The organism is Rhizobium sp. BK176, assembly GCF_024808055.1.
The window spans coordinates 318,673-344,718 of record NZ_JANUBV010000002.1 but is presented as its reverse complement, the minus strand read 5'-3'; the positions used below and the strand labels follow the sequence as shown (position 1 = coordinate 344,718).

30 protein-coding genes are annotated in these 26,046 nt (G+C 60.9%); 22 read left to right on the top strand and 8 right to left on the bottom strand.

Translation table 11 applies throughout. The features are described from left to right. Window positions 1–55 precede the first annotated feature (55 nt). The 4 genes from FHT76_RS10970 (at window position 56) to FHT76_RS10955 (ending at window position 4,047) form a co-directional block, all read left to right on the top strand. A complete protein-coding gene (locus FHT76_RS10970; RefSeq protein ID WP_114711892.1) occupies window positions 56–604 on the top strand; it encodes an HdeD family acid-resistance protein in 549 nt (182 codons plus the stop codon). A 185-nt stretch (window positions 605–789) separates the two neighbouring features. Further along, window positions 790–1,032, top strand: coding sequence for a type II toxin-antitoxin system ParD family antitoxin (locus tag FHT76_RS10965; RefSeq protein WP_183752084.1), 243 nt, complete (start codon window positions 790–792; stop codon window positions 1,030–1,032). Window positions 1,033–1,168: 136 nt separating this feature from the next. Continuing rightward, window positions 1,169–2,974, top strand: a complete 1,806-nt coding sequence (locus FHT76_RS10960; protein ID WP_259126698.1) for a bifunctional diguanylate cyclase/phosphodiesterase — start codon at window positions 1,169–1,171, stop codon at window positions 2,972–2,974. Window positions 2,975–3,051: 77 nt separating this feature from the next. Beyond that, entirely contained in the window at window positions 3,052–4,047 is a 996-nt protein-coding gene (locus tag FHT76_RS10955; protein ID WP_259126700.1) for an NAD(P)H-quinone oxidoreductase, read from the top strand. A 15-nt stretch (window positions 4,048–4,062) separates the two neighbouring features. Here the strand turns inward: FHT76_RS10955 and FHT76_RS10950 are convergent, their stop codons facing one another. Next, the gene (locus tag FHT76_RS10950; protein ID WP_259185590.1) at window positions 4,063–5,496 is read right to left on the bottom strand and encodes an MFS transporter; all 1,434 of its coding nucleotides are present in this window, start codon (window positions 5,494–5,496) and stop codon (window positions 4,063–4,065) included. A 111-nt stretch (window positions 5,497–5,607) separates the two neighbouring features. Between FHT76_RS10950 and FHT76_RS10945 the strand changes: the two genes are divergently transcribed. From FHT76_RS10945 to FHT76_RS10935, 3 genes are all read left to right on the top strand, one after another. Next, window positions 5,608–6,228, top strand: coding sequence for a metalloregulator ArsR/SmtB family transcription factor (locus tag FHT76_RS10945; RefSeq protein ID WP_259126703.1), 621 nt, complete (start codon window positions 5,608–5,610; stop codon window positions 6,226–6,228). A 96-nt stretch (window positions 6,229–6,324) separates the two neighbouring features. Then, window positions 6,325–7,332, top strand: a complete 1,008-nt coding sequence (locus FHT76_RS10940; protein WP_183859811.1) for an asparaginase — start codon at window positions 6,325–6,327, stop codon at window positions 7,330–7,332. Between the two features lie 139 nt (window positions 7,333–7,471). After that, complete coding sequence (locus FHT76_RS10935) at window positions 7,472–8,221, top strand: hypothetical protein (protein WP_183859809.1); 750 nt, start codon at window positions 7,472–7,474, stop codon at window positions 8,219–8,221. Here the strand turns inward: FHT76_RS10935 and FHT76_RS10930 are convergent. Continuing rightward, window positions 8,196–8,951 (bottom strand): DeoR/GlpR family DNA-binding transcription regulator, encoded by a 756-nt coding sequence (locus FHT76_RS10930; protein ID WP_259126704.1) that lies wholly within the window; start codon window positions 8,949–8,951, stop codon window positions 8,196–8,198. The two genes, FHT76_RS10935 and FHT76_RS10930, sit on opposite strands and share 26 nt — an antisense overlap. Window positions 8,952–9,072: 121 nt before the next feature. Between FHT76_RS10930 and FHT76_RS10925 the strand changes: the two genes are divergently transcribed. Continuing rightward, entirely contained in the window at window positions 9,073–9,429 is a 357-nt protein-coding gene (locus FHT76_RS10925) for a DUF4406 domain-containing protein (protein WP_114712486.1), read from the top strand. Window positions 9,430–9,520: 91 nt separating this feature from the next. Continuing rightward, entirely contained in the window at window positions 9,521–10,138 is a 618-nt protein-coding gene (locus tag FHT76_RS10920) for a glutathione S-transferase family protein (RefSeq protein ID WP_183859805.1), read from the top strand. Window positions 10,139–10,189: 51 nt separating this feature from the next. Here FHT76_RS10920 and FHT76_RS10915 read toward each other — a convergent pair whose 3' ends face one another. Then, window positions 10,190–10,543 carry an MmcQ/YjbR family DNA-binding protein gene (locus FHT76_RS10915; RefSeq protein ID WP_183859804.1) on the bottom strand — a complete coding sequence of 118 codons (354 nt, stop codon included), beginning with the start codon at window positions 10,541–10,543 and terminating at the stop codon, window positions 10,190–10,192. 357 nt (window positions 10,544–10,900) lie between these two features. Between FHT76_RS10915 and FHT76_RS10910 the strand changes: the two genes are divergently transcribed. Beyond that, on the top strand, window positions 10,901–11,797 hold the full coding sequence (locus FHT76_RS10910; protein WP_259126706.1) for a LysR substrate-binding domain-containing protein: 897 nt from the start codon (window positions 10,901–10,903) through the stop codon (window positions 11,795–11,797). On the opposite strand, the gene FHT76_RS10905 is transcribed toward FHT76_RS10910, so the two are convergent. Both FHT76_RS10905 and FHT76_RS10900 read right to left on the bottom strand, forming a co-directional pair. Beyond that, entirely contained in the window at window positions 11,798–12,457 is a 660-nt protein-coding gene (locus FHT76_RS10905; RefSeq protein WP_183752061.1) for a glutathione S-transferase family protein, read from the bottom strand. A gap of 98 nt (window positions 12,458–12,555) precedes the next feature. Continuing rightward, window positions 12,556–13,929, bottom strand: coding sequence for a TIGR03808 family TAT-translocated repetitive protein (locus tag FHT76_RS10900; RefSeq protein ID WP_259185614.1), 1,374 nt, complete (start codon window positions 13,927–13,929; stop codon window positions 12,556–12,558). A gap of 110 nt (window positions 13,930–14,039) precedes the next feature. On the opposite strand from FHT76_RS10900, the gene FHT76_RS10895 reads away from it, so the two are divergent. The 5 genes from FHT76_RS10895 to FHT76_RS10875 all read left to right on the top strand — a co-directional run bounded on the left by FHT76_RS10895 (window position 14,040) and on the right by FHT76_RS10875 (window position 19,550). Beyond that, window positions 14,040–15,050 carry a ligase-associated DNA damage response exonuclease gene (locus FHT76_RS10895; protein ID WP_183859800.1) on the top strand — a complete coding sequence of 337 codons (1,011 nt, stop codon included), beginning with the start codon at window positions 14,040–14,042 and terminating at the stop codon, window positions 15,048–15,050. Beyond that, window positions 15,050–16,678: a cisplatin damage response ATP-dependent DNA ligase gene (locus FHT76_RS10890; RefSeq protein WP_183859798.1), complete on the top strand. Its 1,629-nt coding sequence runs from the start codon at window positions 15,050–15,052 to the stop codon at window positions 16,676–16,678. The genes FHT76_RS10895 and FHT76_RS10890 overlap by 1 nt, the downstream gene beginning before the upstream one ends. A 110-nt stretch (window positions 16,679–16,788) precedes the next feature. Beyond that, entirely contained in the window at window positions 16,789–17,712 is a 924-nt protein-coding gene (locus tag FHT76_RS10885) for a S9 family peptidase (protein WP_183859796.1), read from the top strand. 114 nt (window positions 17,713–17,826) lie between these two features. Beyond that, window positions 17,827–18,663, top strand: coding sequence for a L,D-transpeptidase (locus tag FHT76_RS10880; protein ID WP_183859794.1), 837 nt, complete (start codon window positions 17,827–17,829; stop codon window positions 18,661–18,663). 167 nt (window positions 18,664–18,830) lie between these two features. Then, entirely contained in the window at window positions 18,831–19,550 is a 720-nt protein-coding gene (locus tag FHT76_RS10875) for a L,D-transpeptidase (protein WP_114711925.1), read from the top strand. Window positions 19,551–19,664: 114 nt separating this feature from the next. Here FHT76_RS10875 and FHT76_RS10870 read toward each other — a convergent pair whose 3' ends face one another. After that, a complete protein-coding gene (locus FHT76_RS10870) occupies window positions 19,665–19,931 on the bottom strand; it encodes a DUF1127 domain-containing protein (protein ID WP_183752052.1) in 267 nt (88 codons plus the stop codon). A 187-nt stretch (window positions 19,932–20,118) separates the two neighbouring features. Here FHT76_RS10870 and FHT76_RS10865 point away from each other — a divergent pair, with 187 nt between their 5' ends. Beyond that, entirely contained in the window at window positions 20,119–20,943 is an 825-nt protein-coding gene (locus tag FHT76_RS10865; RefSeq protein ID WP_183752050.1) for a winged helix-turn-helix domain-containing protein, read from the top strand. A gap of 33 nt (window positions 20,944–20,976) precedes the next feature. Here FHT76_RS10865 and FHT76_RS10860 read toward each other — a convergent pair whose 3' ends face one another. After that, window positions 20,977–21,444, bottom strand: coding sequence for a MarR family winged helix-turn-helix transcriptional regulator (locus FHT76_RS10860; protein ID WP_183860731.1), 468 nt, complete (start codon window positions 21,442–21,444; stop codon window positions 20,977–20,979). Window positions 21,445–21,567: 123 nt separating this feature from the next. Here FHT76_RS10860 and FHT76_RS10855 point away from each other — a divergent pair, with 123 nt between their 5' ends. The 3 genes from FHT76_RS10855 (at window position 21,568) to FHT76_RS10845 (ending at window position 23,177) form a co-directional block, all read left to right on the top strand. After that, on the top strand, window positions 21,568–21,990 hold the full coding sequence (locus FHT76_RS10855; RefSeq protein WP_183859792.1) for an organic hydroperoxide resistance protein: 423 nt from the start codon (window positions 21,568–21,570) through the stop codon (window positions 21,988–21,990). Between the two features lie 88 nt (window positions 21,991–22,078). Further along, window positions 22,079–22,462: an antitoxin Xre/MbcA/ParS toxin-binding domain-containing protein gene (locus tag FHT76_RS10850; RefSeq protein WP_183859790.1), complete on the top strand. Its 384-nt coding sequence runs from the start codon at window positions 22,079–22,081 to the stop codon at window positions 22,460–22,462. After that, window positions 22,422–23,177 (top strand): RES family NAD+ phosphorylase, encoded by a 756-nt coding sequence (locus tag FHT76_RS10845; protein ID WP_183859788.1) that lies wholly within the window; start codon window positions 22,422–22,424, stop codon window positions 23,175–23,177. Before FHT76_RS10850 ends, FHT76_RS10845 begins: the two co-directional genes overlap by 41 nt. A 14-nt stretch (window positions 23,178–23,191) precedes the next feature. Here FHT76_RS10845 and FHT76_RS10840 read toward each other — a convergent pair whose 3' ends face one another. Then, entirely contained in the window at window positions 23,192–23,638 is a 447-nt protein-coding gene (locus tag FHT76_RS10840) for a MarR family winged helix-turn-helix transcriptional regulator (protein WP_183859786.1), read from the bottom strand. 88 nt (window positions 23,639–23,726) lie between these two features. Here FHT76_RS10840 and FHT76_RS10835 point away from each other — a divergent pair, with 88 nt between their 5' ends. The 3 genes from FHT76_RS10835 (at window position 23,727) to FHT76_RS10825 (ending at window position 25,812) form a co-directional block, all read left to right on the top strand. Further along, window positions 23,727–24,455 (top strand): thioredoxin family protein, encoded by a 729-nt coding sequence (locus FHT76_RS10835; protein ID WP_183753837.1) that lies wholly within the window; start codon window positions 23,727–23,729, stop codon window positions 24,453–24,455. A 32-nt stretch (window positions 24,456–24,487) separates the two neighbouring features. Further along, a complete protein-coding gene (locus FHT76_RS10830) occupies window positions 24,488–24,955 on the top strand; it encodes a DUF1579 domain-containing protein (protein ID WP_183859784.1) in 468 nt (155 codons plus the stop codon). 77 nt (window positions 24,956–25,032) lie between these two features. Then, window positions 25,033–25,812, top strand: coding sequence for a VOC family protein (locus tag FHT76_RS10825; protein WP_183859782.1), 780 nt, complete (start codon window positions 25,033–25,035; stop codon window positions 25,810–25,812). The last annotated feature ends 234 nt before the right edge of the window (window positions 25,813–26,046 follow it).

Below are 26,046 nucleotides of genomic sequence, written 5' to 3'. Positions count from 1 at the left end.
CCCTTCCAATTCCGTGTTTTTGCGGCATACTCGGTTACCAACCAGGAGGTGTGCCATGGCAGATATGTCTGATCGACTGAGCTTTTCGTCGCTGCAATCGAAGTGGGGCTGGTTCGTCGCGCTGGGCGTGCTTCTGATCGCCTGCGGCATCATCGCATTGGCAAATGTCATGCTCGCGACCGTTGTGTCCGTCTATTATGTCGGCGTGCTGATGCTGATCGGTGGGATCGTCTATCTGGTCCATGCGTTTCAGGTGAGGACCTGGGGACAGGTGCTGGTTTGGGCGCTGAGCGGCGTTCTCTATGTACTGGCCGGGTTTTTTGCCTTCGAGAATCCCCTTCTGGCATCGGCGGTGTTGACGCTGTTTCTTGCGATCGCCTTGCTGATCGCCGGGGTGTTCCGTACCTGGGTCGGCTTGCGCATGCGTCCGGTCAAGGGTTGGGGCTGGGTTCTTGTCAGCGGGATCATTACTGCGCTGGCCGGGGTTGTGATTGCCACCGGATGGCCCGTCAACAGCCTCTGGATCCTGGGCCTTTTCCTCGCCTGCGACCTTCTCATTCAGGGCTGGTCCATGCTTGCTTTCGGTCTTGCCGTCCGCAGCTGAATTATGCCCGCAATTCACAGGCTCCCATCACGGACTGTTTCTTTTTTTGACAAGTATGTGAGGGAGGACTAAAATTTCCCCATCAAGAGGCGGCCCGAGGCGGCGGCGCGCGTCGGTAATGCCGTGGACGGGACAACCGTCCCCCGACCGGGCATACGTGCCCACGAGGTAAAGGGAGGAATCTCATGCCGATGGTCACCGTATCCATCTCACCGTTGCAGGCTGCCGATATCCGGGCCGCCGTTGACGACGGCAGCTACGCATCGAGCAGCGAAGTCGTGCGCGAGGCCCTTCGCATGTGGGACGCCGCTCGCAAACTCGGCGGATACCACGAAGAGATGTTCGATCAGAGTAGGGCTCCCCGTGGCGGCCGGTGTGTGGCCGACATGTTTGCCGATCACGAGGCCGAGCACCGGCGCACTGCCTGAGCAAGTCGTTGATTGATCGATAAAATTCGATCTAAGACGGCCGGCTTTCACAAAAGTTTCACATTCGGGAAAGGGTTCGTTGATCCTTCTCCGCCAGTGTCCCTGCGCAAAACAATAAGACACAGTGGAGATTGGCATGTCTTTGGCTGCCACCGTCGATCCGGCGCTTGTTCGTCGTTACGCCAGCGATCAGATCGTGACCCTTGCGAAACTCGTTATCGAGAATGCATTCCAGCCCATCGTGGAGGCAGGGACGGGTGTCGTATTTGGCTATGAATCCCTGATGCGAGGACAGGAGCGCATTGGTTTCAACTCTCCGGTCGAAATCCTCGACGAGGCGCATAAGAACCAGCAGCTTCTGCAACTCGAGCAGATGGTGGCCAGTCGTGCGCTTGCGAAGTTCGCCACGCTCCCGCACTTCTCCAGTTCGACGCTGTTCCTCAATCTCGATGTCCGGCTGATCCCGCATGGCGAGCGGTTGGTGGAAGGCTTGCTGCAGCATCTGAAGCTCGCCAATATTCCGCCGTCCTCGATCTGTTTCGAGTTCTCCGAGCGCTTCGACAATACCAGCGTGCCCGAGTTTGCAGCGCTCGTATCGCTGTTGCGCAGGGCCGGCTTCAAGCTCGCGATCGACGATTTCGGCGTCGGCCACGGCGAGATGAAGCTGCTCTGCGACCATCCGGTCGACTACTTGAAGATCGACCGGCATTTCATCGCCGACATCGACAGCAGCCCGCGCAAGCGCCACCTTCTGAAGAACATCGTCCACATTGCCCACGTCCTTGGCACCCGGGTCATCGCCGAGGGTATCGAGACCGAGGCGGAGTTCGTCGCATGCCGCGAGTTCGGCGTTGACCTTGTCCAGGGCTGGTTCGTCTCCCGCCCGACCACCCATGTCACTGAATTGCAGCCCGCGTTTCCGCACCTTCTGGAGCTCGGCAAGAGCAAGCGAAATCCGCAATCGCTCGACGAGATCCTGATCCGCAAGCAGATCGAGATGCTGCCGACGGTCTACGAGAACGACACGATCGACAGCGTCTTCGAGCTTTTCCGTCGCAATCCCCAACAGGCGTTTTTCCCGGTGCTGAACGCGAACGGCGAGCCGCGCGGCATCCTGCACGAACGTCATTTGAAGGAATACATCTACCAGCCTTTCGGGCGTGACCTCCTGAAGAACAAGGTCTACGAGCGGACCATCTCTCACTTCGTCGAGATGGCGCCGATCGTCGGCCTTGATTCCGATACCGAGCAGCTGATGGCGATCTTCGCCAACATGGAGGGCACGAACTGCCTGCTCTTGACCGACAACATGCGCTATGCGGGCGTCGTCTCGGCCGCCTCGCTCATCAAGGTCATGAACGAGAAGAAGCTGAAGACCGCTCAGGACCAGAACCCGCTGACCGGGTTGCCGGGCAACAGGGCGATCCGCGACTTCATGCGCGAAGCGAGCCTCGACGGCGACGAGAAGCGTCACTTCTGCTATTGCGACTTCGACAATTTCAAGCCGTTCAACGATGCCTATGGCTTCCACCTCGGCGACCACGCGATTTCGCTCTTTGCAGCGCTGATGCGCCGCTATTTCTTCGCCGAGCGTCATTTCCTCGGGCATGTCGGCGGTGACGATTTCTTCATCGGCGTCCGCGGCTGGACCAAGGACGAGCTGACCGAGATTCTCGACCGGCTGATCAGCGATTTTCACGACGATGTGCTCGGCCTCTACTCCGACACCGATCGCGCCGCTGGCCGCATTCGCGGCCATGACCGCGCCGGTGTTGAGGCGCTGTTCCCGCTGATGCGTTGCTCGATCGGTGTGCTCGAATTGCCGGAAGGTCTGGTCATCGACGACATCAATCGCGTCAGCGCCGAAATCGCCCACATCAAGGCCGAGGCGAAGGAAAGCGACGAGGGGCTCGTCTTCCATCTTCTGGGCGAGACGAATTGACGCCACCCGCTCTTCCTGCCTTCTCAAGTCCGAAGCGCTGAACTATCTCACTGCTTTCGGAACGAGGAGACCGGACCATGTCTTTGCCCACGCAGATGCGCTTCATCGACCTGCCGAGCTTCGGCGCGCCTGAAGTGATGCGGATTGCCTCCGGACCATTGCCGATCCCGTCGGAGGGGCAGCTTCTTGTCCGCACCGCGGCGATCGGCGTCAACCGGCCCGACGTCGCTCAGCGTCAGGGCATTTATCCGCCGCCAAAGGATGCCAGCCCCATTCTGGGACTTGAGTTGGCAGGCGAGATCGTCGCCATCGGTGCTGGTGTCAGGGATTTTGCCGTCGGCGACAAAGTCTGCGGCCTGGCCAACGGCGGCGCCTATGCCGAATATTGCCTGCTGCCCGCCGGCCAGGCGCTGCGCTTCCCGAAAGGTTACGATGCCATCAAGGCGGCCGCTCTTCCGGAAAACTACTTCACGGTCTGGGCCAATATGTTCCAGATGGCCGGGCTCACGGAAGGAGAAAAGGTTCTCGTGCATGGCGGCTCGAGCGGTATCGGGACGACCGCCATCCAGCTCGCGCGGGCCTTCGGCGCCGAGGTCTACGCAACGGCCGGTTCGCAGGAAAAATGCGATGCCTGCGTCAAGCTCGGCGCAAAGCGGGCCATCAACTACAAGACCGAGGATTTTGCGGAGGTCATCAAGGCCGAGACCGGTCATGGGGTCGATATCATCCTCGACATGATCGGCGCTGCCTACTTTGAACGGAACGTGGCGTCGCTTGCGAAGGACGGCTGCCTCTCGATCATCGCCTTTCTCGGTGGCGCTGTCGCGGAAAAGGTCAATCTGGCGCCGATCATGGTCAAACGGCTGACGATCACCGGCTCGACGCTGCGCCCGCGCACGCCTGAGGAAAAGCGCGCGATCCGCGACGATCTCCTTTCCCAGGTCTGGCCGCTTCTCGATCAAGGCAAGCTTGCGCCCGTTATCGATACCGTCCTTGCTTTCGAAGACGTCGCCGACGCGCATAGGCTGATGGAAACGAGCGGTCACATCGGCAAGATCATGCTGCGTTTGTGACCGCTCGCACGTTGCTCACCGGGCCTGCCGTTCGGTGGGCGACGAGAGGGTTAAAGACGTGGCGACGGCGATCAGGCCGGGGAGGGCCATCAGGACATAGAGCCAATGGGCAGCCGAGACGCTGCCGGCGACCCCGCCGGGGTTCACCAGTCCGGTGCTGTTGACGATCACGCCGGCAACCGCAGCGCCGAAGGCGCTGCCGAGAGACTGCACTGTCGAAATCGCGGCTGAGGCCTTGTCCTGTTCGGAGTTGTCGACAAGACTCAGGATCTTGGTCACCAGGTGCGCCCAGCCAAGGCCTACACCAAAGCCCATCAGGAACATGCCGATGACGGCAGGGCCGAGAATGGCAAGGTTGCCGGATTGGTTGTCCGCAGCGAGGAAAAGGGTCAGGGACGCGACCGCAACCATCTCGATCACGCAACCGGCGACGATGGCGGTGTTGGCCCGGCGTCCCGAGAGTGTTCCGCTGAAGAAGGCCGCAAAGGTCCAACCGAGGGCGACAAGCGCAGTCAAATAGCCCGACACCAGCGGCGTTACGGCGTGCAGCACCTGCAGGAAATACGGAATATAGATGTCGCTTGTCAGCACCAGCAGCAGCACGAACATCGTCAGATAGACGCGCGCCACCGGCTTTGCGAGCGTTACGGCGCCTGTCGGCAGCAGACGGTTCCTGCCGCGCCGCTCGACAGTCAGCATCGAAACGATCATGACGATTGACGCTGCAATCAGCAACGCCTTGAAGTTGGTTTCGTCGATCGTTCCGGCGATGCTGACCACCAGTACGGCCGCAAGCAGCAAGGCAATCTGTAGGATCGGCGTCTTGCCGTGGGCGCGATCGTCCTCTGCGCGCGGCAGCAACCACGGTGCAAGCGACGCCATCAGCACGCAGAGCGGAACGAGCAGCATGAAGGAGTGGCGCCACGCGCTGCCCTCGGAAAACAGGCCTCCCAGACTGGGACCGAGCAAGGTCGAAACGCCCCAGATGGCGGCATAGAGCGTCGACGCCTTCTGCCACAGCGGCTCGGGGTAGGCGTAGCGAATGAATGCATAGGCAAGCCCGGCAAGAATGCCGGCCCCGAAACCCTGTACTGTGCGCCCGACCAGCACCAATGGCATCGCTGGAGCGAGCGCGCAGACTAGGCTGCCGACGCCGAATATGAGTGCGCCTGAGACGTAGACGCTGCACAGCCCGATGCCTCGCGGGCGCGTTGCGACGAAGATCGATCCAAGGACCGCAGCGGCAACAAAGAGCGTCGTCATCCACGACAGCAGTTCGAGCCCGCCGATGTCGCGAACGATCGACGGCGCAATTGTCGCGGTGATGTAGGTCTCTACGGCGTAGAGGGTGACACCACCACCGAGCATCAGCGTCGCCGGCAGCAGCGGCGCGGAAAACAGATGGAAGACGGAGGGCTTGTCTGCAGAAATCTCTTCAATGTCGGTCATCAGCGTTCATGCCTTGCATGCTTCCGGGGATATGCATTATTTTTTTACAAGTTATTCTTTGGAAAAATACACCGGCATGTTATTAAAGCAAGTGTCAACTTGGAAAAATAGATGAAGCAATCGCCGGCTAACCGAATCCTGCTGCTGATCAAGACGGAAGGGCCGCAACTTGCCGCGACGGTTGGGACCAAGCTCGGCATTTCCTCGGAGGCTGCCCGCCAGCAATTGACGAAGATGGCGGAGGAGGGGTTGGTCGAAGCGGTCAGCGAAGCCACGGTCGGCAGGGGCAGGCCGCGGCAACTATGGAGCCTCACGCCCGCCGGCAACCAGACCTTTCCCGATGGTCATGCAGAACTCACCGCCACGATCCTGACCACGCTGGTTGCGCAGCTGGGGACGCCGGCCCTGGATGCCGTCATTTCCGCTCGGGAGGCCGACACCCTCAAGCGATATCGCGAGCAGGTGGATGCACCCGACATTCAATCCCGCGTGCGGCAGCTCGCTGCCATACGTACCAGCGAAGGATATATGGCCGATAGCTGGCAGGAAGCGGACGGCTCGCTGCTGCTGGTCGAAAACCATTGCCCGATCTGCGCCGCCGCAAGCGTTTGCGCCGGCTTCTGTCGCTCTGAACTGGATACGTTTAGAGCCGTGCTCGGCGCCAAGGTCGAACGCGAGGAGCACATCCTGCTTGGCGCCCGCCGCTGTGCCTATCGCATCACGCCACTCTAACCGCAGTAGCGAGCCGCAGGAGCGCCGAAAGGCAATTGCATTATCGACGCGACTCGTTATGCGTGACGCATTCGCGCTAATGATCAGGACTATGCCATGACCAATCCCGTCACAGTCGAAGTCACCCGAGGCTCGCTCGTCGAAAGCCGGCATCGCGGCGCCATCGTCGCTGTGGATGGCGATGGAAAGATCGTGTTCTCGATCGGCGACGTCGACGCGCCAACCTTCCCGCGTTCGGCCTGCAAGGCGATGCAGGCGCTGCCGCTGATGGAAAGTGGTGCGGCGGATGCCTATGGCTTCGGCGACAAGGAATTGGCGCTCGCCTGCTCCTCGCACAATGGCGAGGACGAGCATGTCGCGCTTGCCGCCTCCATGCTGGCAAAAGCCGGTCGCGATGTCGAAACGCTGGAATGCGGCGCGCATTGGTCCTCGAGCCAAAAGGTGCTGATCCACCAGGCGCGTGCCATGGAGAGACCGACGGCATTGCATAACAACTGCTCCGGCAAGCATGCCGGCTTCATCTGCGCCTGCTGCCATCAGGACATCGATCCGAAGGGATATGTCGGCTACGACCATCCGCTGCAGGCCGAAATTCGAGGTGTCATGGAAAGCCTGACGGGTGCAGCGCTCGGCCATGACAACTGCGGCACGGATGGTTGCTCCATCCCGACTTATGCGGTTCCCTTGCGCGGCCTGGCGCATGGCTTTGCCAAGATGGCAACCGGCAATGGCCTCGAGCCGCTTCGCGCCAAGGCCTCCCGGCGGCTGTTTGATGCCTGCATGGCCGAGCCCTTCTATGTGGCCGGCACCGGCCGTGCCTGCACTGCGCTGATGGAGGCCGCACCGGGCCGCATCTTCGCCAAGACGGGGGCTGAAGGTGTCTTCTGCGCAGCGATCCCCGAGCAGGGGATCGCGATCGCCATCAAGTGCGACGATGGCCATTCGCGTGCCTCAGAAGCGATGGTCGCGGCAGCGCTCAGCCGCTTCTTCGGCAAGGACGATTCGATTCGCGCGAATTTGGCCGCGATGGCGACGGTCCAGATGCACAATTGGAACGGTATTCACGTTGGCGACATTCGCGCGGCGGCTGCGCTGACCGCTTAAGCCGTTCCGGAACGGAACAGTCGCGCCGCAAGAATAGAATTCGCTAATGTATGTGAAACTACAGCCCACGAGAACGGATGCGGTTTTTGAGGGGTGAGTTACCCTTTGCCCAGTACATCGAACGCCATGAGGGCAGGATATGTTTGCGGGCCGCTATCTTTGGTGGATGTTGATCGCCATCGCGATCTTCCTCTTTTTCACAATGTGTTTCGACTACGTCACCTGGCTGACGGTCGTTTCCTCGGGCTGCGCCCATGTCGCTGGCTCCTGTGGCCCGATCATCGTCACAATGACCGGATCGATGAAGCCGTCGGGCGTCTATCTCGCGGGTGCCATCATCCTCGTCGTTACGCTTGCCCGCGTCCACTATCTGTCGATGAACTGGGCCTGGGGCGTCGTCGTCGCAATCTGGTTCGTGGCATCGGCGCCGTTCCCGCTGCTGCTCGCCAGTGGCTGGACTGGCCAGTTGAAACCGGAGACCGTGTTGGACGGGCTGCCCGTGGCGTTCCTGTTCCTCGTCGTCTTCTGCGCCTATATCGGCTGGGCGTTCGAAGACAGCGGCGCGCGGCCGCTCGGAGCATGGCGGGCGCTGCGAATGATCATTCGCTTCTCGGCGGTCTACGGCGCCTTGCTTGCGCTGTCGGAGGCGCCAGCCTTTGCCACCATCCCCGACCGACTCTTGGGCGACATGCGGCTCTCGGCATCGATTGCGGCGCTGCAGCCCGGACTGAACGATCTCCTGACACTCGGACGCGGGCGCGATACCTTCGCCTATGTCGTCTTTGCAGTCTTCGTCGTCGGTCTTGCCGCTAGCCTGTTGCCGCAGAACCTGGCGGAACTGAAGGCGCGTTTTGCCCAACCGTTCACGCTTCGAGGATCTCGGCAGTGAGGTTGCGATAGGGCTCGATGGCAGCCGCGGCGCTGTCGGCTGTAACGATCAGCCCCGAGACGCCGGCGATCGGCAGGATGAGGCAAGGCGAGACGCGGTCCAATTTCTCGTCCGTCAGTGGCACGTACGTCGCTGCGGCACAGGAGGCGATGTGACGCTTGATGGCCGCTTCTTCAAAATCACCGGTCGATAGCCCCTGCACCGGATGGGCTGCCGTCACCCCGAGAAAGAAGATGTCCGGCCGAAGCTGCGAAATCGCGGTCATGGCAGCGGACCCGACGGATACCATCGAGTGCTTGTAGAGCTTGCCGCCGATGAGGATCACACTCGCCGTCGGGTGATGTTCCAGTTCGGCGGCGATGGTCGGGCTGTGCGTTGCTACCGTAAAGGCAAATTCGCGCGGCAGCTGCCGGGCGATTTCCGCCGTCGTCGTGCCACCATCGAGAAAGATCAACTGGCCGGATCGCACGAGCGAGGCCGACTTTTTCCCGAGCCTCTCCTTGATCTCAGATGAAACGCCCTTGCGCGTCGAGAAGTCGGGAAGTTGCGGTGCAACAGGCATTGCCCCGCCGTGCACCCGTTTTAGCAAACCTTCCGCCGCCATCTCCCGGAGGTCGCGGCGGATCGTGTCCTCCGACAGCGAAAAGTCTTCGGCGACGCGCTTGGCGACAACCTGGCCGTCCCGCCGAAGAACGTCGAGGATCAATGATTTGCGCTGACTGGTGAACATGGCCTCGATCCTACAGTTGCACGAATTAGCATGAAATTGCACGAAATGATTCGACATTCAAGAAGTATCGTGCAGTTGTCTGCCGTCTCGTGCATGAGGCCGAGGAAAATGGAGCTTGATCATGTTGATTTTGATTGCTGGGCCCTACAGGTCCGGAACCGGCGACGACCCTGTGAAAATGGCCGCCAATTTGCAGCGCCTGGAGCAGCCATCGCATAGGCTGTTCAAGGCCGGTCACGTACCGATGATCGGAGAATGGGTGGCGCTCCCAGTATGGAACGCCGCCGGCGGCAAAGCTGTCGGCGATGATCTCTACGAAGAGATCTTTCACCCCGTCGCTGGCCGTCTGCTGCAGCTTTGCGACGGCGTGCTTCGGCTCGAAGGAGAATCGAAGGGCGCCGACAACGATGTCCGCATTGCGCGCGAACGCGGCATTCCTGTCTGGTACCGGCTCGAGGATGTGCCGGGTTGCGCTTAAGGCGGGTTGGTTTAAGGGGCCGGCTTGCCGGCCTCGATCTGTGCGTTTGCAGGCGGCCGCGCTATAAGGTCAGGATCGAAGGGAGTCGATCATGCTGACACTGTACTTTGCCCCGCACACCTGCGCGCTCGCAAGCCTGATTGCGCTGGAAGAGTCCGGCCTGCCGTTCAAGACGAAAAAGCTGAATTTTGCAGAAGCGGAGCAGCGCTCGCCTGAGTACCTTGAGATCAATCCGAAGGGGCGCGTTCCGGCACTTGTGACCGATCATGGCATTCTCACCGAAACGCCGGCAATCCTCGCATTTATCGCGCAGGTCGCACCGGCAGCCCAGTTGGCGCCGCTTGATCCGTTTGAGTTCGCGCGCATGCAGGCCTTTAACAACTACATTTGCTCGACGGTGCATGTGAACCACGCACACGCCCGACGCGGTAGTCGATGGGCGGATGATCCGACTGCTCATGAGGCGATGAAGGCAAAGGTCCCGCAGACCATGACCGAATGCTTTGACCTCATCGACGCGCGGATGCTGGAAGGGCCGTGGGTGATGGGTGAATATTACTCGGTCGCGGATCCCTACCTCTTCGTCATGACCGGCTGGCTGCGATCCGATGGCGTCGATCCGGCCCGCTTCCGGAAAGCGACGGCGCATTATGCTCAGATGATGGAGCGGCCGGCCGTTCAGCGGGCACTGGAGCGCGAGCAGGCCTAACAGGCGTCCGGATCGCGGAGCAGCGCCGGAGGCAATCAGCAGACGGTGCGCTCAGCCCTGAAAGCTCGCGGCAAGCTTCTTTGGCGCACGGAACCGCCATGCGCCGATCAGCCGTTCCTTCAGTTCGGCATCGCTGATCATGGCTGCGTGCAAGGGCATATAGGGCCAGCCGATATAGTGAGGTGTTTGATAATAGATCTCGGGCGCCATCTCGATCAGCCGTTCCTTGTCGTCGATCGAGATGCAGAGCACAATGGTCTCGTTGTTCTTGACCGCAGCAAAGGATTTGCCGCCAACCTTCAGTGCCGGGTTGCCATAGGACGTGCTCTCCTCGACGCCAGGAAGGTTGGCCTCATCAGAGAGACGCTTGAGGCGCGCAAAAATCGTGTCGACACTGTCGGTCATTGGGCTTGCTCGGACTGAAGCTCCCACAGACTAACAGATCTCTCATTCTTAAGCGCACCTTGCAAGCTGCGGCCTTTGGGGTTGCGGCTTACGGGGTTCCGGACCGAGCGGCAGATCGGCGAGCGCCCTCAACGACATGCGCGTGAGATCCGGGTGGTTCAACGGATCTTGTCTGGTATCCGCGCTGTAGGGAGGATCGAGCGTTTCGACGCTCAAGAAAAACTTCAGGAATTGCATGGCGTGCCTCGCTTCCTTGTACGGAGCTGAACGGAGCATCTCATCAACACGGAGGGATTATCGCGGTCGGTCAGGCAGGTTTCAATTGAGATTACCAATGTCTGAGTATAGAAAAACTATATGAGAAACCTGAACTCGGTTCACTTGAATGGATTACGCGCGCTCGAGGCTGTGGGGCGGCTTGGCTCGTTGCAGGCAGCTGCAGAGGAACTGGGCGTTTCGATCGGCGCGGTCAGCCAGCAGGTCATCAAGGCAGAGGCGCAGCTCGATCACCTGATCTTCGAGCGCACGCCCAAGGGCATGGTCGCGACGGAGGCCGGCGCGCGCCTGCTGGCCGGCCTGACCGAGGGGTTCAACGCGCTGTCACAGGCCGTCGCGGCGACACGGCAACGCGACGAAAGCATACTGACGATCTCGGTGGCGCCGGTCTTCGCCGCGCGCTGGCTCGTCTATCGGCTGGATCGTTTTGCCGAAAGGCACCCTGAAATCAGCCTGCGAATGGATGCGACGACGCGGCTCGTCAATCCGGCGCTCTGCGATGTCGATGTCGGCATCCGGGTCGGCAACGGTCAGTGGCCGGACGTGAAGGCAGAACTGCTGCTGCAGCAGGAGGTCTTCCCGGTCTGTTCACCTGCGATGGCGGCGCGTCTGCACGAGCTCGCCGACATCCTGTCGGTGCCGGCGGTGATCGATGGCCGCGCCATGTTCAGCTGGAAAGTATGGATGCATGAGGCCGGGTTGTCGGGCGCAACGCTTGAGACGCGGCACGTCTTCAACGACGCGTCGCTCTGCCTCGATGCGGCTATCGCAGGGCAGGGCGTCATGCTCGCCTGGCAGACGCTTGCGGGCTTTGCCCTGCAGCAGGGGCAGTTGGTCGCGCCCTTCGGCATTCGCGCGAAAACCGGTTTCGGTCACTATTTCGTAACCGCCACAGGCTCGCGAGAACCCAAGAAGGTGAAGGATTTCAAGGCCTGGATCCGTGAGGAAATGGCCGAGACCCTCAAGCTCTTTCCCTGATCAGATAGGTTCCTGCGATCGCGTCGCCTGCATCGCGATATAGGCCGGCCGCGACTGGCAGCGCTTGATCCAGGCGCTGATATGGGGATGGGCCTCGAACAGCGCCTGTTCCGTCTGGGCGTAGCGAAGCACTTCCGCAATATTGAGATCTGCTGCCGTGAAGCGGTTGCCGACGACGTATTCGTTGGTTGCCAGATGCTTCTCCAGCGTCGCGAACGCCTTCTTCAGCGAACGCACAGCAACACTGATCGTCGCCTTGCCCTCGTCGCTGTTCTGCTTCTCGTCGTCGTAGACATAGACGATCTTCACCGTATGCGGCTCAACCTCGGTTGCCGCCCAGATGGTCCACATCGTCATCAAACCGTCTTCCGCGACGGTTTGAGCGGCCAGTGGTCCGCCGTGCTTGCGCGCAAGGTAAAGGGTAATGGCAAGCGACTCATGCATCACAAGGTCGCCATCCCTGATGCTCGGGATCAGCGCCATTGGATTGACCGCCAGGAAATCCGGCGACAGCGTATTGATAGGTGCATCGGCGGCAAGCGGGTTGGCAAGGCGCCGCGCCTGAATGACACGCACGGACTCGAATTCCAGCCCTAGCTCCCCGGCCATCCAGTAAACGCGCGAGGCGCGCGAGCGATAAACCCCATAGATCGTCAGCATGTCGATGTTCCCCATGTTCTGTTGCTGCAGGGTAGGAGCCGAAGCGTCCCAGCGGAAGCGGCCAAGCCTTATGAATCGATGAAAGCTTTTGATGCTTCTCAGGAGATGCGGTTGCGCTCGACGGTCAGTTGCGCAAAGCGCGAGGACCCGGTGGTCGCCAGTTCTCCCGACACCTTCCTGTCCCATTCGAAACCGAGGACGGCGCCGCCGGGTGTTTGCTGAAACACGTTGTCGGTGATAACGGCGGTTCCGGCGCCCTCCGCTACCGAGACAGCACAACCGACCGGCGCATTGCGGGTAATGTTTCCGGTCACGACGAGGTTGCGAAGATACGGTCCCCAGCCGAGCTGCATCCCCCAGCGTGGAGCACCTTCTATGATGTTACCGGAGACCAGTGTGTCTGCCTCGGCCGCAATGCCGATGCCGAACCCGACCTCGTGCTGATAGGGGCCTTTGAGCGTCAGGTTGCGCACGACGTTGCCGGTCACGCTCGCCAGCCTGCCGCCATGGTCGAAATTGGCAATCGAGATGCCGTTTGCCGCGCCGTCCACCATGTTGTTGGACACCACAGCGCCGACAAACTCGAATTCGACATAGATCGCCGTCTCACCGGAACGCTGGCACTGGTTGCCGGTGATCTGGATGTCGGAGGCCGAGTTGGCGCGGATGGCTGTAAAGGCGCAGTCGGACACGTGGTTGTTTGCAACCATCACGTTGTCGGCGCGGAAGATACTGATGCCGTTGCCGTTCTGGCCGGTGCCGCCGTCATTGGCCCTGATCCGGTAGATGCGGTTGCCGTTGACGACGCTGTTGTCAGCCGCCTTCGTCCAGCGATGCACCAGAATGCCGCCATTGCCGCAGTCGAAAACCTCGTTCCCGGTGATCGAAAGCCCGTCGGATTCGACGGCGTAGATGCCGGATTGACCGGCGCCCTGTACGCGGCTGCGCTCGATCCGGCCGCCACATCGCTCCAGCCGAACGGCATGTTTGCGGCTGCCGGTGATCTCGCAATTGTCGATCGCTACCTCGGCGACGCCGGTGAATTGCAGCAGCCCTCCGGCATCGTCGCCGAGCGAGCGATTCTGCCCGTCGAAAATGATGTTCGAGAGTTCGACGTGCTTGACGTTGTCGGCGCTGAAGAGCTTGCCACCGCCGGTGTAGACGATGCGCGATGCGCCGGGAACACCGGTGATGCGCGTATTGTCGCGCAGCACCAGATTCGAAGCTGCGTAGGTGCCGGGTGGCAGGAAAACCGGCACATTCTCCGCCGCGGCCTGATCGATCATCTTCTGCAGGCTGGCGCTCTTGCGGTCAGCGGCATCAGGTATCGTCTTGTAACGGACTGCGTCGATCGCGCCGCGCAGGTCGCCGTCGCGCGTCGTCGCGAAGCTGCGCGATGCCACCAGCGCAAAGGCGGATGCTCCGGCAAGGCGGAACAGGTCACGACGGGAGGTTAACGGACTTTGCTTCATTTCCGCCGTGCTGCAGGAAACGTGCCAGCGCGCCTGTTTCATTTTGGTACGGATCCGCATCTTCCTGTCGCCCACTGGCCCTTCCGTTCTTTCCCGCTATCTTTGCAGGCATGAGATCTGATGCCTTGCTCTATCCCGCCCCCGAAGGGCTCTATTGTCCCGAGGGAGGATTCTATGTGGATCCCGTGCGGCCGGTCGAGCGAGCCCTGATCACCCACGGCCATTCCGATCACGCGCGGCCCGGCCACGTAAACGTACTGGCGACACGCCAGACGCTCGACATCATGCAGATCCGCTATGGCGACGGCTTTTGCGCAAGCGAGCAGGCTGCGGCCTTCGGCGAGGAGATCCTGATCAACGGCGTGAAGGTCAGCTTTCATCCGGCCGGGCATGTGCTCGGCTCGGCCCAGATCGCCATCGAGAAGAACGGCACCCGCATTGTCGTCTCGGGCGACTACAAGCGGCGGGCGGACCCCACCTGCGCTGCCTACGTGCCGGTCCCCTGCGATGTCTTCATCACCGAGGCGACCTTCGGACTGCCGGTTTTCCATCATCCCGATCCCGTCGATGAAATGGGCAAACTGTACGCCTCGCTGCGGCAATTTCCGGAGCGGACGCATCTGATCGGCGCCTATGCACTCGGCAAGGCGCAGCGCGTCATCCGCCTGCTGCGCGATACCGGCTACGACCAGCCGATCTATATCCACGGCGCGATGGAAAGGCTCTGCGACTACTACATGGAGCAGGGCATCGAGCTTGGTGAGCTGCGCCCGGCGACCATTGAGAGCCGCGACAAGTCTGCCTTCAAGGGAGCCATTGTCGTCGGCCCGTCCTCCGCCTTTGCCGACCGTTGGGCGCGACGCTTCAATGAGCCTTTGCCGGCATTTGCGTCGGGCTGGATGATGGTGCGGCAGCGCGCCAAGCAGCAGGGCGTCGAACTGCCACTGGTCATCTCCGATCATTGCGACTGGCCGGAGCTGACCGAGACGATCAGCGACCTGCGGCCCGAGGAAGTGTGGGTGACGCATGGCCGCGAAGAGGCGCTGGTTCGCTGGTGCCAGTTGCAGGGCATCAAGGCCCGACCGCTCCACCTCGTCGGCTACGAAGACGAGGCTGATTGATGAAAGCGTTCGCCGATCTGCTTGACCGCCTCGTGCTCACCCCCAGCCGTAACGGCAAGCTGAAACTGCTCTCCGACTACTTCCGAAACACCCCGGATCCGGATCGCGGCTACGGCCTTGCCGCCATCGCCGGCACCCTTGAAGTGCGCAACGTGAAGCCGGCCATGCTGCGCGAGCTGGTGCTGGAGCGGATGGACGAGGTGCTCTTCCGCTATTCCTACGATTATGTCGGCGACCTCGCGGAAACGATCTCGCTCGTCTGGGACGCCGAGAAGGACATCGAGCGGTCGGCACTTGCCCAGCCGCGACTTGGAGATGTCGTCAGGCAAATGAACGCGCTCGGGCGCACCGAAGTCCGCAGTTTCGTGCGCGACCTGCTCGATCAGCTGGACACGTCAGGGCGCTTCGCCTTCATCAAGCTCGCGACCGGGGCGCTTCGCATCGGTGTGTCCTCGCGATTGGCGAAACAGGCGCTTGCCGACATGGGCGGCCAAGACGTGACCGAAATCGAGACGCTGTGGCATGGCCTGCAGCCGCCCTACGAGCCGTTGTTTCGCTGGCTGGAAGGGCATGGCGACAAGCCGGTGCTGGCAACGCCGGCAATCTTCCATTCCGTGATGCTCGCCAATCCGGTCGAGGAGGGGGATCTCGATCAGCTCGATCCCGCCGACTATGCCGCCGAGTGGAAGTGGGACGGCATTCGCGTGCAGCTGTCGCGCTCCGGGGATACGCGCAAGATCTATTCGCGTTCCGGCGACGATATATCGGGCGCGTTCCCGGATATCGTCGAATCGATCAGCTTTGACGGTGTGATGGACGGCGAGCTGCTAGTTGGTGGGACCACCCGTTCGAACAGTCCGACGCGCACCTTCTCCGATCTGCAGCAGCGGCTAAACCGCAAGACGGTGACGACGAAGATGCTCGACGAATATCCGGCCTTCATCCGTGCCTACGATCTCTTGTTCGATCGGGAGGAGGACGTGCGCGGCCAATCCTATGTCGATCGCCGTGCGCGTCTTGCGGAGGTCATCGACCGAGCCCCACACGACCGCTTCGATCTCTCCCCGCTGGTCGAGTTCTCTTCGTGGGACGAATTGGATGGCTTGCGGTCGTCACCGCCGGATCCTGTCATCGAAGGGGTGATGATCAAGCGGCGCGACAGCGTCTATCAGGCCGGGCGGTTGAAGGGACCGTGGTTCAAATGGAAGCGCAATCCCTACAATGTCGATGCCGTGCTGATGTATGCGCAGCGCGGCCACGGCAAGCGCTCGAGCTATTATTCGGATTTCACCTTCGGCGTCTGGACCGAGACGCCGGAGGGAGAACAGCTGGTGCCAGTCGGCAAGGCCTATTTCGGCTTCACCGATGCCGAGCTGGAACTGCTGGACAAGTTCGTGCGCAACAACACGACCGAGCGCTTCGGTCCGGTGCGCGCCGTCAGGGCGGACAGGGATTTCGGCTTCGTCGTGGAAGTCGCCTTCGAAGGCATCAATCGCTCCACCCGCCACAAGTCGGGGGTGGCGATGCGCTTTCCGCGGATTTCCCGGCTGCGCCCCGACAAACCGTCCTATGAGGCGGATCGCCTCCAGACGCTGGTCGCCATGATCGATGCGAAGGGAGAACGGTAGGTTTTTCTGGCGCAAAACGCCGCAGGGCCACCGTTTTCAACACAACGTGTGTTGGCGGCCGCACGCTTCCGGTGCAATTCTCGAATCGCCGGGTACCATGGAAGTGTGAAATGACGTCAGACGAAGGTAATTCTTTTCTCCGCCAGCGCCGCACGGTTCTTGCAGGCCTGGCCGGGGCCCTCCTGCTCCCGCGCATGGCAAGCGCATTCGAGGTTCCGGAGGTGCCGCGGCTGATCGATCACGATTATGCCAAGGCCCGCAAGCGCTTCCATACCAGGCTCCTGCAGAAGGGACCGGCTCCCGACAAGTATGAACCGCTCGACGCTCCGCCGGAAGGGGACAAGATTTTTTATCGCTCGGGTTACGGCGGCGAATTGGAGCTGGTCGCCTGGGTTTCCAAGTACAAGCGTGGCAGCAAGCCGAAGCCGGGCGTTCTGTTTTTGCACGGCGGAAACGCCATGGGGCTTGGCCACTGGGTTCTGCTCAAGGCCTATGTCGACGCTGGCTTCGTGGTCATGATGCCGTCTTTGCGCGGCGAGAACGGCCAGATGGGCAACTTCTCGGGCTTTTACGACGAGGTCGACGATGTACTTTCGGCCGCCGACCGGCTGCAGCATCTTCCGGGCGTCGATGGCGACCGCCTGTTCGTCGCCGGCCACAGCATCGGTGGTACGCTGACGATGCTGGCGGCAATGAGCACCCACAAGTTCCGCGCTGCAGCGCCGATATCAGGCAATCCGGACGCATTCCGTTTCTTCAATCGCTACCCGCAGGACATTCGTTTCGACGACAGCAATGCCCACGAATTCGAGGTCCGTAGCGCGCTCTGCTATGCCAAGAGCTTCAAATGCCCCGTCCGCGTCGTCCACGGCACCGAAGAGGCGCATTTCAACGACCGCGCCGGGCTGCTTGCAAGCCGCGCACGCTCAGGCGGAGTCCGCATCGAAACGGATACGGTGACCGGCAACCACACCTCGGCGCTGCCGGCGGAGATCGAGCAGAGCATAAAGTTCTTCCACGGCGTCGCGGCCTGATCGCGGTCCGGCGTCCGGTAAATATTAGGCTGGCTCGGTGACCAGCCTCGCGCCAGCCGCAAGTGCCATCCTTGCCGCAGCTATACGTCTCGCTGTTGTCGATGAGGGTGTTTTATGACTGTTCTCAGCCGGGTGTCGCCATTTGCCGGGCTTGCGGCCGCTGCTCTTTGCCTGAGCGGCTGCAATATCCTCATCCCGGATACCGGTGCCACCGATCCCGCCCGCTTCGTGCAGGAAACATCGCCCGTCTTCTATAACCCGCCCGGTGTCGATCCCATGCGGGTCAAGCCGATCGATACGCCGGTCCCGCAGCGGCCGGGTGTGCCGCCGACGATCTATAACCAGACCTATGGTATTCCGGGCGCGAACTTTAGCCGGACCTACGGCCTGCCGGTCACCAATCCGGTGAACAGCGCCATGTACGGCCAGGTCCGCGACACGGATTTCACTTTGCCGGCCATACCGGTCAGCCGCATCGACCCGCAATATCTGCGGCAGGAGGTCGATTATCCGAGCAACGAAAAGCCCGGTACGATCGTCGTCGATACGAAGACCAAGCACCTCTACTTCATTGAACCGGGCGGCAAGGCAATGCGCTACGGTGTCGGCATCGGCCGTGAAGGCTATGCATGGTCTGGCCGCGGCGTCATTCAGTGGAAGCAGAAGTGGCCGCGCTGGACGCCGCCCGACGAAATGGTCGCGCGCCAGCCGGATGTTCGGGCCTTCTCCGCGGAAAACGGCGGCATGAATCCCGGCCTCGGAAACCCGCTCGGCGCGCGTGCGCTTTATATCTTCAAGGACGGGCAGGATACGCTCTACCGCATCCACGGAACGCCGGACTGGCAGTCGGTCGGAAAGTCCACATCGTCGGGCTGCGTCCGCATGCTGAATCAGGATGTGGTCGACCTTTATGACCGCGTTCCGGCAAAGACCGAAATCGTCGTGATGTAGTCGCGCAACAGCACTGGTGATATCGTCGCGCGGTAGGCGGACACGACTTCGTGAGGTGGTGGTTTATTTAACGTATGGCGATAGATTTCTTGTCTTGTCACCGGCGTTGAGCCACCTTCCGCGAAGGGCGTTCGTCCTTCCAGCGCAACAGGAAACCAGACCCGCGTATGAGCTTCGAAAAACCCCTTTCCCGCCGCAGCTTCCTTTCCTTTTCGGCAATGACCGCAGCTTCGGCGCTGACCGGGTGTGCATCCACGGCTGGACCGCCGCCTTATTCCACGGCTCAGCCGGTCGTCATGCGCAGTCCAGTCCAGGCGCCGCAGACGCCGGGTGACGCCGAATTGGCGGTCATGTACGGCCCGATCGAGGATGGTGGCTTCCTCATTCCCGCAGTGCCGTATCAGCAGATCGATCCGCGCTTCTATCGTCAGCAGGTCGTCGATCCGACCGGCCAGGCGCCCGGCACGATCGTCGTCGATACGCCCTCGCGTTTCCTCTATCTCGTCCAGCCCGGCGGCACGGCGATGCGCTACGGCGTTGGTATCGGCCGCGAAGGCTTCGCTTGGCAGGGCTCCGGCGTTATCCAATGGCGTCAAAGGTGGCCGCGCTGGAAGCCGCCGAACGAGATGGTCGCGCGCCAGCCCGAACTCGCCAAGTATTCGATCGAAAACGGCGGCATGGAGCCGGGTCTGAAGAACCCACTCGGCGCACGTGCGCTCTACATTTTCTCGAATGGCGAAGATACGCTCTACCGGCTGCACGGCAATCCGGATTGGCGTTCGATCGGCAAGGCAGTGTCGTCAGGCTGCGTGCGCCTGCTGAACCAGGACATCATCGACCTCTATGACCGTGTGCCGAACAAGGCGCCGGTCGTCGTTCTGCAGTGATCGATTTGCGTTTCGCTGTCTCCCTTCACTGGGAGACAGCATCTTTCCACGGGAATAGCGTCGCCCCGGGGGAGACAGCGCTGTCTCTCCGCCCCATATTTGGCCGGCCGAAATTTAACGCCATGAATAGCTGTGGGACACGATCGGGTCAGGATCGGAGCCTCTCGCGGACTCATGCCAACCGGCAAACTCGTCGTGTCTGACGATGCCGATATCGGCCAACTGCTCGTCGTCAAGCTGATCCAGCGCCCGGCACGCAGCGTGATCTGTTGGCGAATGGTGTTCCCCATGCGGGATCAGATGCGCGAGCGCGTGCCATGTTCCCGAAAACGCGGCTGTCGGCGAAAAACTGCGCACGCCATGTAGGTGCAGGAACGTCATGGTGGCCCCCCAAGTTGCAGTTGCACCGGCAAAGCCTCCCATTTACCCGTGTGGTTGTCGTGAAGTCCCGCTGAAGCGCTTTTGAAATTTCTCTGAAATTCTTTCGTTTCGATGTCGCGTTTGGATACGGTTCGTTGTCGTGGTGGGAAGCGTTTGCTAGATTGCGCGCCAACATTCGGAGCATCCAATGTCGATGTTCGAATTCGCGGGACACCAACTCGATATGCAACAGGGCCGGCTGCGCAAGGGCGGGCAGGATGTCCGTTTGCGCCCCAAATCATTGGCGTTGCTGACTTATCTGCTTGAAAATTCGGGACGCGTCGTCACTAAGGATGAATTGGTTTCAGCCGTCTGGCCCAATGTGGCCGTCACGGACGGCTCGCTCAGCCAGTGCGTGACGGACATCCGCCGGACCTTGGGTGAGGGCGCAGCAAAGCTCATCCGCACTGTTCCATGCCGCGGCTATGCGTTGGACGAGAAGCTGGTGCGGCGCAGCGAGGCTCTGCTGGCGCCAGCAGCGTTTGGTCCGTCGGGGCGGCTCTCGATCGCGGTGCTTCCGTTCACCGTCGCGGTGCCTGGGGGGCGGCACACATGGATCGCCGACGGCATTGTCGAAGACATCATCACTGCCTTGGCGAAGATTCCCGCTCTCTTTGTCACGTCGAAGAGTTTGAGCTTCGCCTATCGCGACAAGGCCGGCCGCCTGCCGGATGTGGTCAGGGCGCTGGGTGTGCACTACGTCCTCAGCGGAAGTGTTCGCGTGAGCGGCCATGAATTGCGTCTGACGACCGAGCTTGTCGATGCGCAAACCGGTGGGATTGTCTGGGCGGACCGCTTCGATCGTCATTTCGGGCAGATCTTCGCGGTTCAGGACGAAATAACAGCGGCGGTTGTCGAGCGGCTGAAGAGCGAGCTTCTGCCGCAAAACCGCGCCGCTGCCGTCATCGAAAACCAAAGAGAATTCGACCTGCCGCGCAACCACGCCGACCAAGCTGCGCTATGGGATCGGTAAGGTGCTGGCGATCCCATTGCCGGGCCGCAACCGCTATACCGCGGCCGTAAGGTTTGAGCGCAGGCCTCGCAACAGGCCCCGGATCGTCTTCATTTCTTCGAGTGTGCAGCCCGCCGCCTGGCCGATCGCGGTCATGATCGTGTCGATCTCGCTCCGCATCGCCAGACCTTTGTCGGTCAGTGAAACGATGACCTGGCGTTCGTCGCGGGAATCTCGGGTGCGTTTGATCAGGCCATTTTGTTCGAGCCGTTTGAGCAACGGCGACAATGTGCCCGAATCGAGATCGAGCTGTTCGCCGATCGCCTTGACCGCCTGCTCGGATTTTTCCCACAGCGCCAGCATGACGAGATATTGCGGGTAGGTGAGGCCGACCTTGTCGAGAATCGGCTTGTAGGCGCGGGTGAAGGCGTGGGCTGTCGAGTACACCGCAAAACAAAGCTGGTTCTCCAGCCGCTTTTCCTCTTCCGGAATTTCCATCGTCTTTGCCAGATGCGCTTTCATCGTCTTCCTTTCCAAGGGGCAATTCTCCTCTTTTCGAATTCTAAATGCAATTTGCAAAATTCACTTGCGTACAATTTAATTGCGCGATATACAAAATCCAACCCCAACGCAAAGGAGACTGACATGCCCATCCTCTACACGACCAAGGCTTCCGCCACCGGTGGCCGCGCAGGCCGCGCCGTTTCCGACAACGGCGTCCTCGATGTGACGCTGACCGTTCCGAAGGAACTCGGCGGCGACGGCGCGACCGGCACCAACCCTGAGCAGCTGTTTGCTGCGGGCTATTCGGCCTGCTTCCTCGGCGCTTTGAAATTTGTCGCCGGCAAGGAAAACGTCAAGATTCCGGAAGACACCACGGTCAGCGCCAAGGTCGGCATCGGCCCGCGCGAGGATGGCACCGGCTTCGGCATCGAAGTCGCCCTGACGGTCAGCATACCTGGCCTCGACAAGCCGACCGCTGAGAAGCTGGCTGCTGCGGCCCATATCGTGTGCCCCTATAGCCACGCGATGCGCACGTCGACCGAAGTTCCGGTTACCGTTGCCTGATCAAGGACGAAAAAGAGCGCCGTGCCTTGCGGCGCTCTTTTCATGTGAAAATAAAATGCTATATTCTTTCCAGTGAAAGGAATATGGCATGGCTATAGCACAGACCATCCCCGGTATTAGGTCTCCGGAGGCTGCCGTCATCACCAAAGCGGCCGTCAACGCAGCCAACCATCTCGGCCTCAACGCCCGAACCCTTTCGGCGGTGCTTGGTGTGTCCGAGGCGACCATCTCGCGCATGAAACGGCAGGACTATCTGCTCGAGCGCGGCTCAAAGTCTTTTGAACTCGCTATCCTGCTCGTTCGTTTGTTTCGCTCGCTCGACGCGATTGTTGGCGGCGATGAAGTCGTTGCCCGGCAATGGCTGCGCAACGCCAACGCGGCGCTCGGCGCGACGCCACTCGAAAAGATCGTCAGCATTTCCGGATTGACCGATGTCATTGCTTACCTGGACGCCCGCCGCGCTCTCGTCTGAGGCGCAGCCGATCTCGGGCAGGTTCTGGCGCCTGGTCGAGGCGCAGCACCAGATTTCGACGCTGAAGCTCGTCGACACGCTCGACGAGCAGGCGTTGCTCGAAACCTTGCTCGAGGAAAGCAAACCGGCGCTGCCGCCGGAATGCATCGGCCTCGACTACCTACTTGCAACGCCCTTCCGTTATGGTGCCGTCTACCCGCATGGATCGCGTTTCCGCCGGGCAGGGCGCACGGCTGGTGTCTTCTATGCGTCCGAGCGGGTGGAAACCGCGCTTGCGGAAATGGCCTTCTATCGGCTGCTGTTCTATTCTGAATCGCCGGCGACGCAGTTTCCCGCCAATGCCGCCGAATACACTGCCTTTGCCGCCGCGATAGCCACGCCATCCGCCATCGACCTCATGCGGCCGCCGCTCGACGCCGATCGTTCGATATGGACGGATCCTCATAATTATGGCCCGTGCCAGGCTCTCGCCGACGCTGCGCGCGAGGCCGGTTGCCAGGCAATTCTCTATGAATCCGTGCGCGACCCGCAGCGCGGCCGCAACATCGCGCTTCTGACGGCAGCGGCATTTGTCGCTCGCGAGCCGGTCGAGCGCCAGACATGGAGGATCCGGCTTTCGGGTATTGGCGTCCAGGCGCTTTGTGATTTCCCGAAAGTCAGAGTTGGATTCTCGGTGGAGGATTTCGCCGGCGATCCGCGAATGGCGCGCGACTGACGCCAACTATTTCTTCAAGCCAGCGCCTGCAAGTCGCGTCGCAGCCGCCCCATGTCGCCATCCGGGAGCGCATCTTCAAGGCTCGCATGAGTGCTTTCCCAGATCGGCACTGCGGCCGCAAGCACCGCCTTTCCCTCCGGCGTCAGGCTTAACAGGCGTCGGCGCTTGTCTTTCGCATTCTGGGTTACATTTACCCAACCACGGCGCTGCAATGGCTTGAGTGCCGCCGTCAATGTCGTCTGATCCATTGCGAGCAGGGTCGCGACCGCTCCCATCGGCGGTGGCTCCGGGCGGTTCAGCGACATCATCAGCGAGAACTGGCCGTTGGTGAGCCCGACAGGGCGAAGGGCATCGTCGAATAGCCGCGCCAGTGCGCGCGCTGCCCGTTGCACATGCAGGCAGAGGCACGTGTCGCGCACCAGAAGCGTCGTTGAAAAAGGAATCTCTACCGCGTTTGACATGCCTAATGTCTATTGATATCAATGTATTTAGTCAAGGAAAAGGAGCATAGAACGCAACTTCCGATCGCGCCGGAGGAGGGCGCACGTGATGCAGAACCAAGTCGTTTCCCGTGAAGAATGGCTGGAAGCCCGCCGCTCGCTGCTTCTCAAGGAGAAGGAAGCGACGCATCTGAGGGATAAGGTCAATGCCGAACGCATGGCCTTGCCCTGGGTCAAGGTTGATAAAAATTACGTCTTCGATACGCTGCAGGGTAAGAAAAGCCTTGCCGAACTCTTCGATGGCCGCAGCCAGCTTTTAATCTATCATTTCATGCTTGGCCCGGATTGGCAGGCCGGCTGCCCTGGATGCTCGTTCCTATCCGATCATGTCGATGGAACACTGCCGCATCTGAACAACCACGATGTCACTTGGGTCGCGGTTTCGCGGGCGCCGCTTGCCAAGATAGAGGCTTACAAGAAGCGCATGGGGTGGAAATTCCCCTGGGTTTCATCTTTCGAAAACAGCTTCAACTTTGACTACCACGTCTCCTTCAGCCCGGAAGATCTGGCGAAGGACAAGGTTTTCTACAATTTCGAGGCAATCGATCCGGCCAACGCCCATGACGAGCTGCCCGGTCTCAGCGCGTTCTACAAAAGCGAAAGCGGTGAGATCTTCCATACGTATTCCACCTATGCCCGTGGTCTCGAAGAAGCAGTCGGCACCTTGATGATCCTCGATCGCGCGCCGAAAGGCCGCAACGAAGACAGCACGATGGATTTCGTCAAGCGTCACGACGAATACGAACCGGCGAAGACCGCGCCATCCAGCTGTCACTGAGATCTGCAACCATCCTCCAAGGGAGAAGGACGATGCAGCAAGCGAAAGTTCTGAAGGAGCACGAGCTCCTGGAAGACCTCGTCGGTGTCTGGGAGGTGACGGCGCCCGAGATGACGGGGCAGGAGCCGTGGACCGAGATCGTGCGCTCGCTTCACGGCATTTGGTTCGTCGCCGAGGGCGCCGGCCAGATGCCCGGCGGTGGCGCGGCAACGACGGTGCTCACCCTGGGCTATAGCGCCGAGAAGGGAAAATACGTTGGCACCTGGATCGGCACTATGATGGACCACATGTGGGTTTACGAGGGTGAGGTCTCCGACGACGGCAAGATCCTGAACCTCTACACGACGGGTCCCGATTTCACGGACGCAAACAAGCTCGCCGATTACCGCGAGCAGATCATCTTCCATGATCGCGACCACCGCACGTTCAACTCCGCCGCTAGGCAGCCAGACGGCTCCTGGAAGCAATTCATGGAAGCGCACTATACCCGCAAGCCTTAGTTGCGGGTGGATCGAACGGCATGGTTTGATACGAGGCCGTTCGCAACCGAACGGAAGCATCGCAAATGGAGAACCCGATGTCCGACACCCATGGAAAATTCATCTGGTGCGAATTGATGACGCCGGATCCCAAGGCGGCCGCCGACTTCTACGGCAAGGTCGTCGGCTGGACGACAAACGACATGAAGATCGAGAACCTGCCGCCTTATACAGTCTTCGAAGCCAACGGCGCTGGCGTTGCCGGCCTCATGGATTTTCCGGCAGAGTTGGAAGGCAAGGGTATTCCGCCGAATTGGACAGGCTATGTCGCGGTCGACGACGTCGACAAGTCCGCCAAGGACTTTGCCGCCAATGGTGGCTCGATCCGTCGTGAACCGGAGGATATTCCGACGGTCGGACGGTTTGCGGTCGTCGCCGATCCGCATGGCGCGGTGATCTGCATCATGACGCCGCTGCCGATGGACAATCAGCCTCCACCGGCACCGATGGGCACACCCGGCCATATCGGCTGGCACGAACTCTATGCCGGCAACGGTGCGGAAGCCTTCGCCTTCTATTCGAAGCTGTTCGGCTGGACGAAAGACCACGACATGGATATGGGCGAAATGGGCGCCTACACCATCTTCGCTGAACGCGGCACGCCGATCGGCGGAATGATGACCAAGCCGCCGAATGTCCCCATGCCGGCATGGGCGTATTACTTTAACGTGCCGGCCATCGATGCGGCCATAGAGCGCGTCAAGGCAGGTGGGGGAACGGTGGTGAACGGCCCGATGGAAGTACCCGGCGACAGCTGGATCATCCAGGCGATTGATCCGCAGGGCGCATTCTTCTGCCTCGTTGCGCCCGCCCGATAGGCGCGTTCAATGCCGCTTTTGATCTCAGGGCGAGCCGACCGACATCGGCTCGCCCTGAGCCGCATTTGGTGTCTCCAAGTACGCTGCCGGAAGGTGACGGAGGCAGATAAGGCGTCGAATCGAAGGCTGGAACATTCTGCGTTAGCGCCGACCGGGCGTTTGTATTTCATTAATTTTATTAGAATTTTAGCGGTTCCAGCGATATTCGGGGCTCGACCGTTAACTCTTCCTAAA

Bases quoted from the DNA above. Each gene is read 5' to 3' on its own strand.
- FHT76_RS10850 (WP_183859790.1), top strand. From the start codon at position 22,079: ATGGCTATAGCACAGACCATCCCCGGTATTAGGTCTCCGGAGGCTGCC.
- FHT76_RS10860 (WP_183860731.1), bottom strand. From the start codon at position 21,444: ATGAAAGCGCATCTGGCAAAGACGATGGAAATTCCGGAAGAGGAAAAG.
- FHT76_RS10845 (WP_183859788.1), top strand. From the start codon at position 22,422: ATGTCATTGCTTACCTGGACGCCCGCCGCGCTCTCGTCTGAGGCGCAG.
- FHT76_RS10865 (WP_183752050.1), top strand. From the start codon at position 20,119: ATGTCGATGTTCGAATTCGCGGGACACCAACTCGATATGCAACAGGGC.
- FHT76_RS10950 (WP_259185590.1), bottom strand. From the start codon at position 5,496: ATGACCGACATTGAAGAGATTTCTGCAGACAAGCCCTCCGTCTTCCAT.
- FHT76_RS10835 (WP_183753837.1), top strand. From the start codon at position 23,727: ATGCAGAACCAAGTCGTTTCCCGTGAAGAATGGCTGGAAGCCCGCCGC.
- FHT76_RS10945 (WP_259126703.1), top strand. From the start codon at position 5,608: ATGAAGCAATCGCCGGCTAACCGAATCCTGCTGCTGATCAAGACGGAA.
- FHT76_RS10925 (WP_114712486.1), top strand. From the start codon at position 9,073: ATGTTGATTTTGATTGCTGGGCCCTACAGGTCCGGAACCGGCGACGAC.
- FHT76_RS10910 (WP_259126706.1), top strand. From the start codon at position 10,901: ATGAGAAACCTGAACTCGGTTCACTTGAATGGATTACGCGCGCTCGAG.
- FHT76_RS10930 (WP_259126704.1), bottom strand. From the start codon at position 8,951: ATGTTCACCAGTCAGCGCAAATCATTGATCCTCGACGTTCTTCGGCGG.
- FHT76_RS10935 (WP_183859809.1), top strand. From the start codon at position 7,472: ATGTTTGCGGGCCGCTATCTTTGGTGGATGTTGATCGCCATCGCGATC.
- FHT76_RS10905 (WP_183752061.1), bottom strand. From the start codon at position 12,457: ATGCTGACGATCTATGGGGTTTATCGCTCGCGCGCCTCGCGCGTTTAC.
- FHT76_RS10940 (WP_183859811.1), top strand. From the start codon at position 6,325: ATGACCAATCCCGTCACAGTCGAAGTCACCCGAGGCTCGCTCGTCGAA.
- FHT76_RS10880 (WP_183859794.1), top strand. From the start codon at position 17,827: ATGACTGTTCTCAGCCGGGTGTCGCCATTTGCCGGGCTTGCGGCCGCT.
- FHT76_RS10870 (WP_183752052.1), bottom strand. From the start codon at position 19,931: ATGACGTTCCTGCACCTACATGGCGTGCGCAGTTTTTCGCCGACAGCC.
- FHT76_RS10920 (WP_183859805.1), top strand. From the start codon at position 9,521: ATGCTGACACTGTACTTTGCCCCGCACACCTGCGCGCTCGCAAGCCTG.
- FHT76_RS10965 (WP_183752084.1), top strand. From the start codon at position 790: ATGCCGATGGTCACCGTATCCATCTCACCGTTGCAGGCTGCCGATATC.
- FHT76_RS10825 (WP_183859782.1), top strand. From the start codon at position 25,033: ATGTCCGACACCCATGGAAAATTCATCTGGTGCGAATTGATGACGCCG.
- FHT76_RS10895 (WP_183859800.1), top strand. From the start codon at position 14,040: ATGAGATCTGATGCCTTGCTCTATCCCGCCCCCGAAGGGCTCTATTGT.
- FHT76_RS10885 (WP_183859796.1), top strand. From the start codon at position 16,789: ATGACGTCAGACGAAGGTAATTCTTTTCTCCGCCAGCGCCGCACGGTT.
- FHT76_RS10855 (WP_183859792.1), top strand. From the start codon at position 21,568: ATGCCCATCCTCTACACGACCAAGGCTTCCGCCACCGGTGGCCGCGCA.
- FHT76_RS10955 (WP_259126700.1), top strand. From the start codon at position 3,052: ATGTCTTTGCCCACGCAGATGCGCTTCATCGACCTGCCGAGCTTCGGC.
- FHT76_RS10830 (WP_183859784.1), top strand. From the start codon at position 24,488: ATGCAGCAAGCGAAAGTTCTGAAGGAGCACGAGCTCCTGGAAGACCTC.
- FHT76_RS10900 (WP_259185614.1), bottom strand. From the start codon at position 13,929: ATGAAGCAAAGTCCGTTAACCTCCCGTCGTGACCTGTTCCGCCTTGCC.
- FHT76_RS10970 (WP_114711892.1), top strand. From the start codon at position 56: ATGGCAGATATGTCTGATCGACTGAGCTTTTCGTCGCTGCAATCGAAG.
- FHT76_RS10960 (WP_259126698.1), top strand. From the start codon at position 1,169: ATGTCTTTGGCTGCCACCGTCGATCCGGCGCTTGTTCGTCGTTACGCC.
- FHT76_RS10840 (WP_183859786.1), bottom strand. From the start codon at position 23,638: ATGTCAAACGCGGTAGAGATTCCTTTTTCAACGACGCTTCTGGTGCGC.
- FHT76_RS10875 (WP_114711925.1), top strand. From the start codon at position 18,831: ATGAGCTTCGAAAAACCCCTTTCCCGCCGCAGCTTCCTTTCCTTTTCG.
- FHT76_RS10915 (WP_183859804.1), bottom strand. From the start codon at position 10,543: ATGACCGACAGTGTCGACACGATTTTTGCGCGCCTCAAGCGTCTCTCT.
- FHT76_RS10890 (WP_183859798.1), top strand. From the start codon at position 15,050: ATGAAAGCGTTCGCCGATCTGCTTGACCGCCTCGTGCTCACCCCCAGC.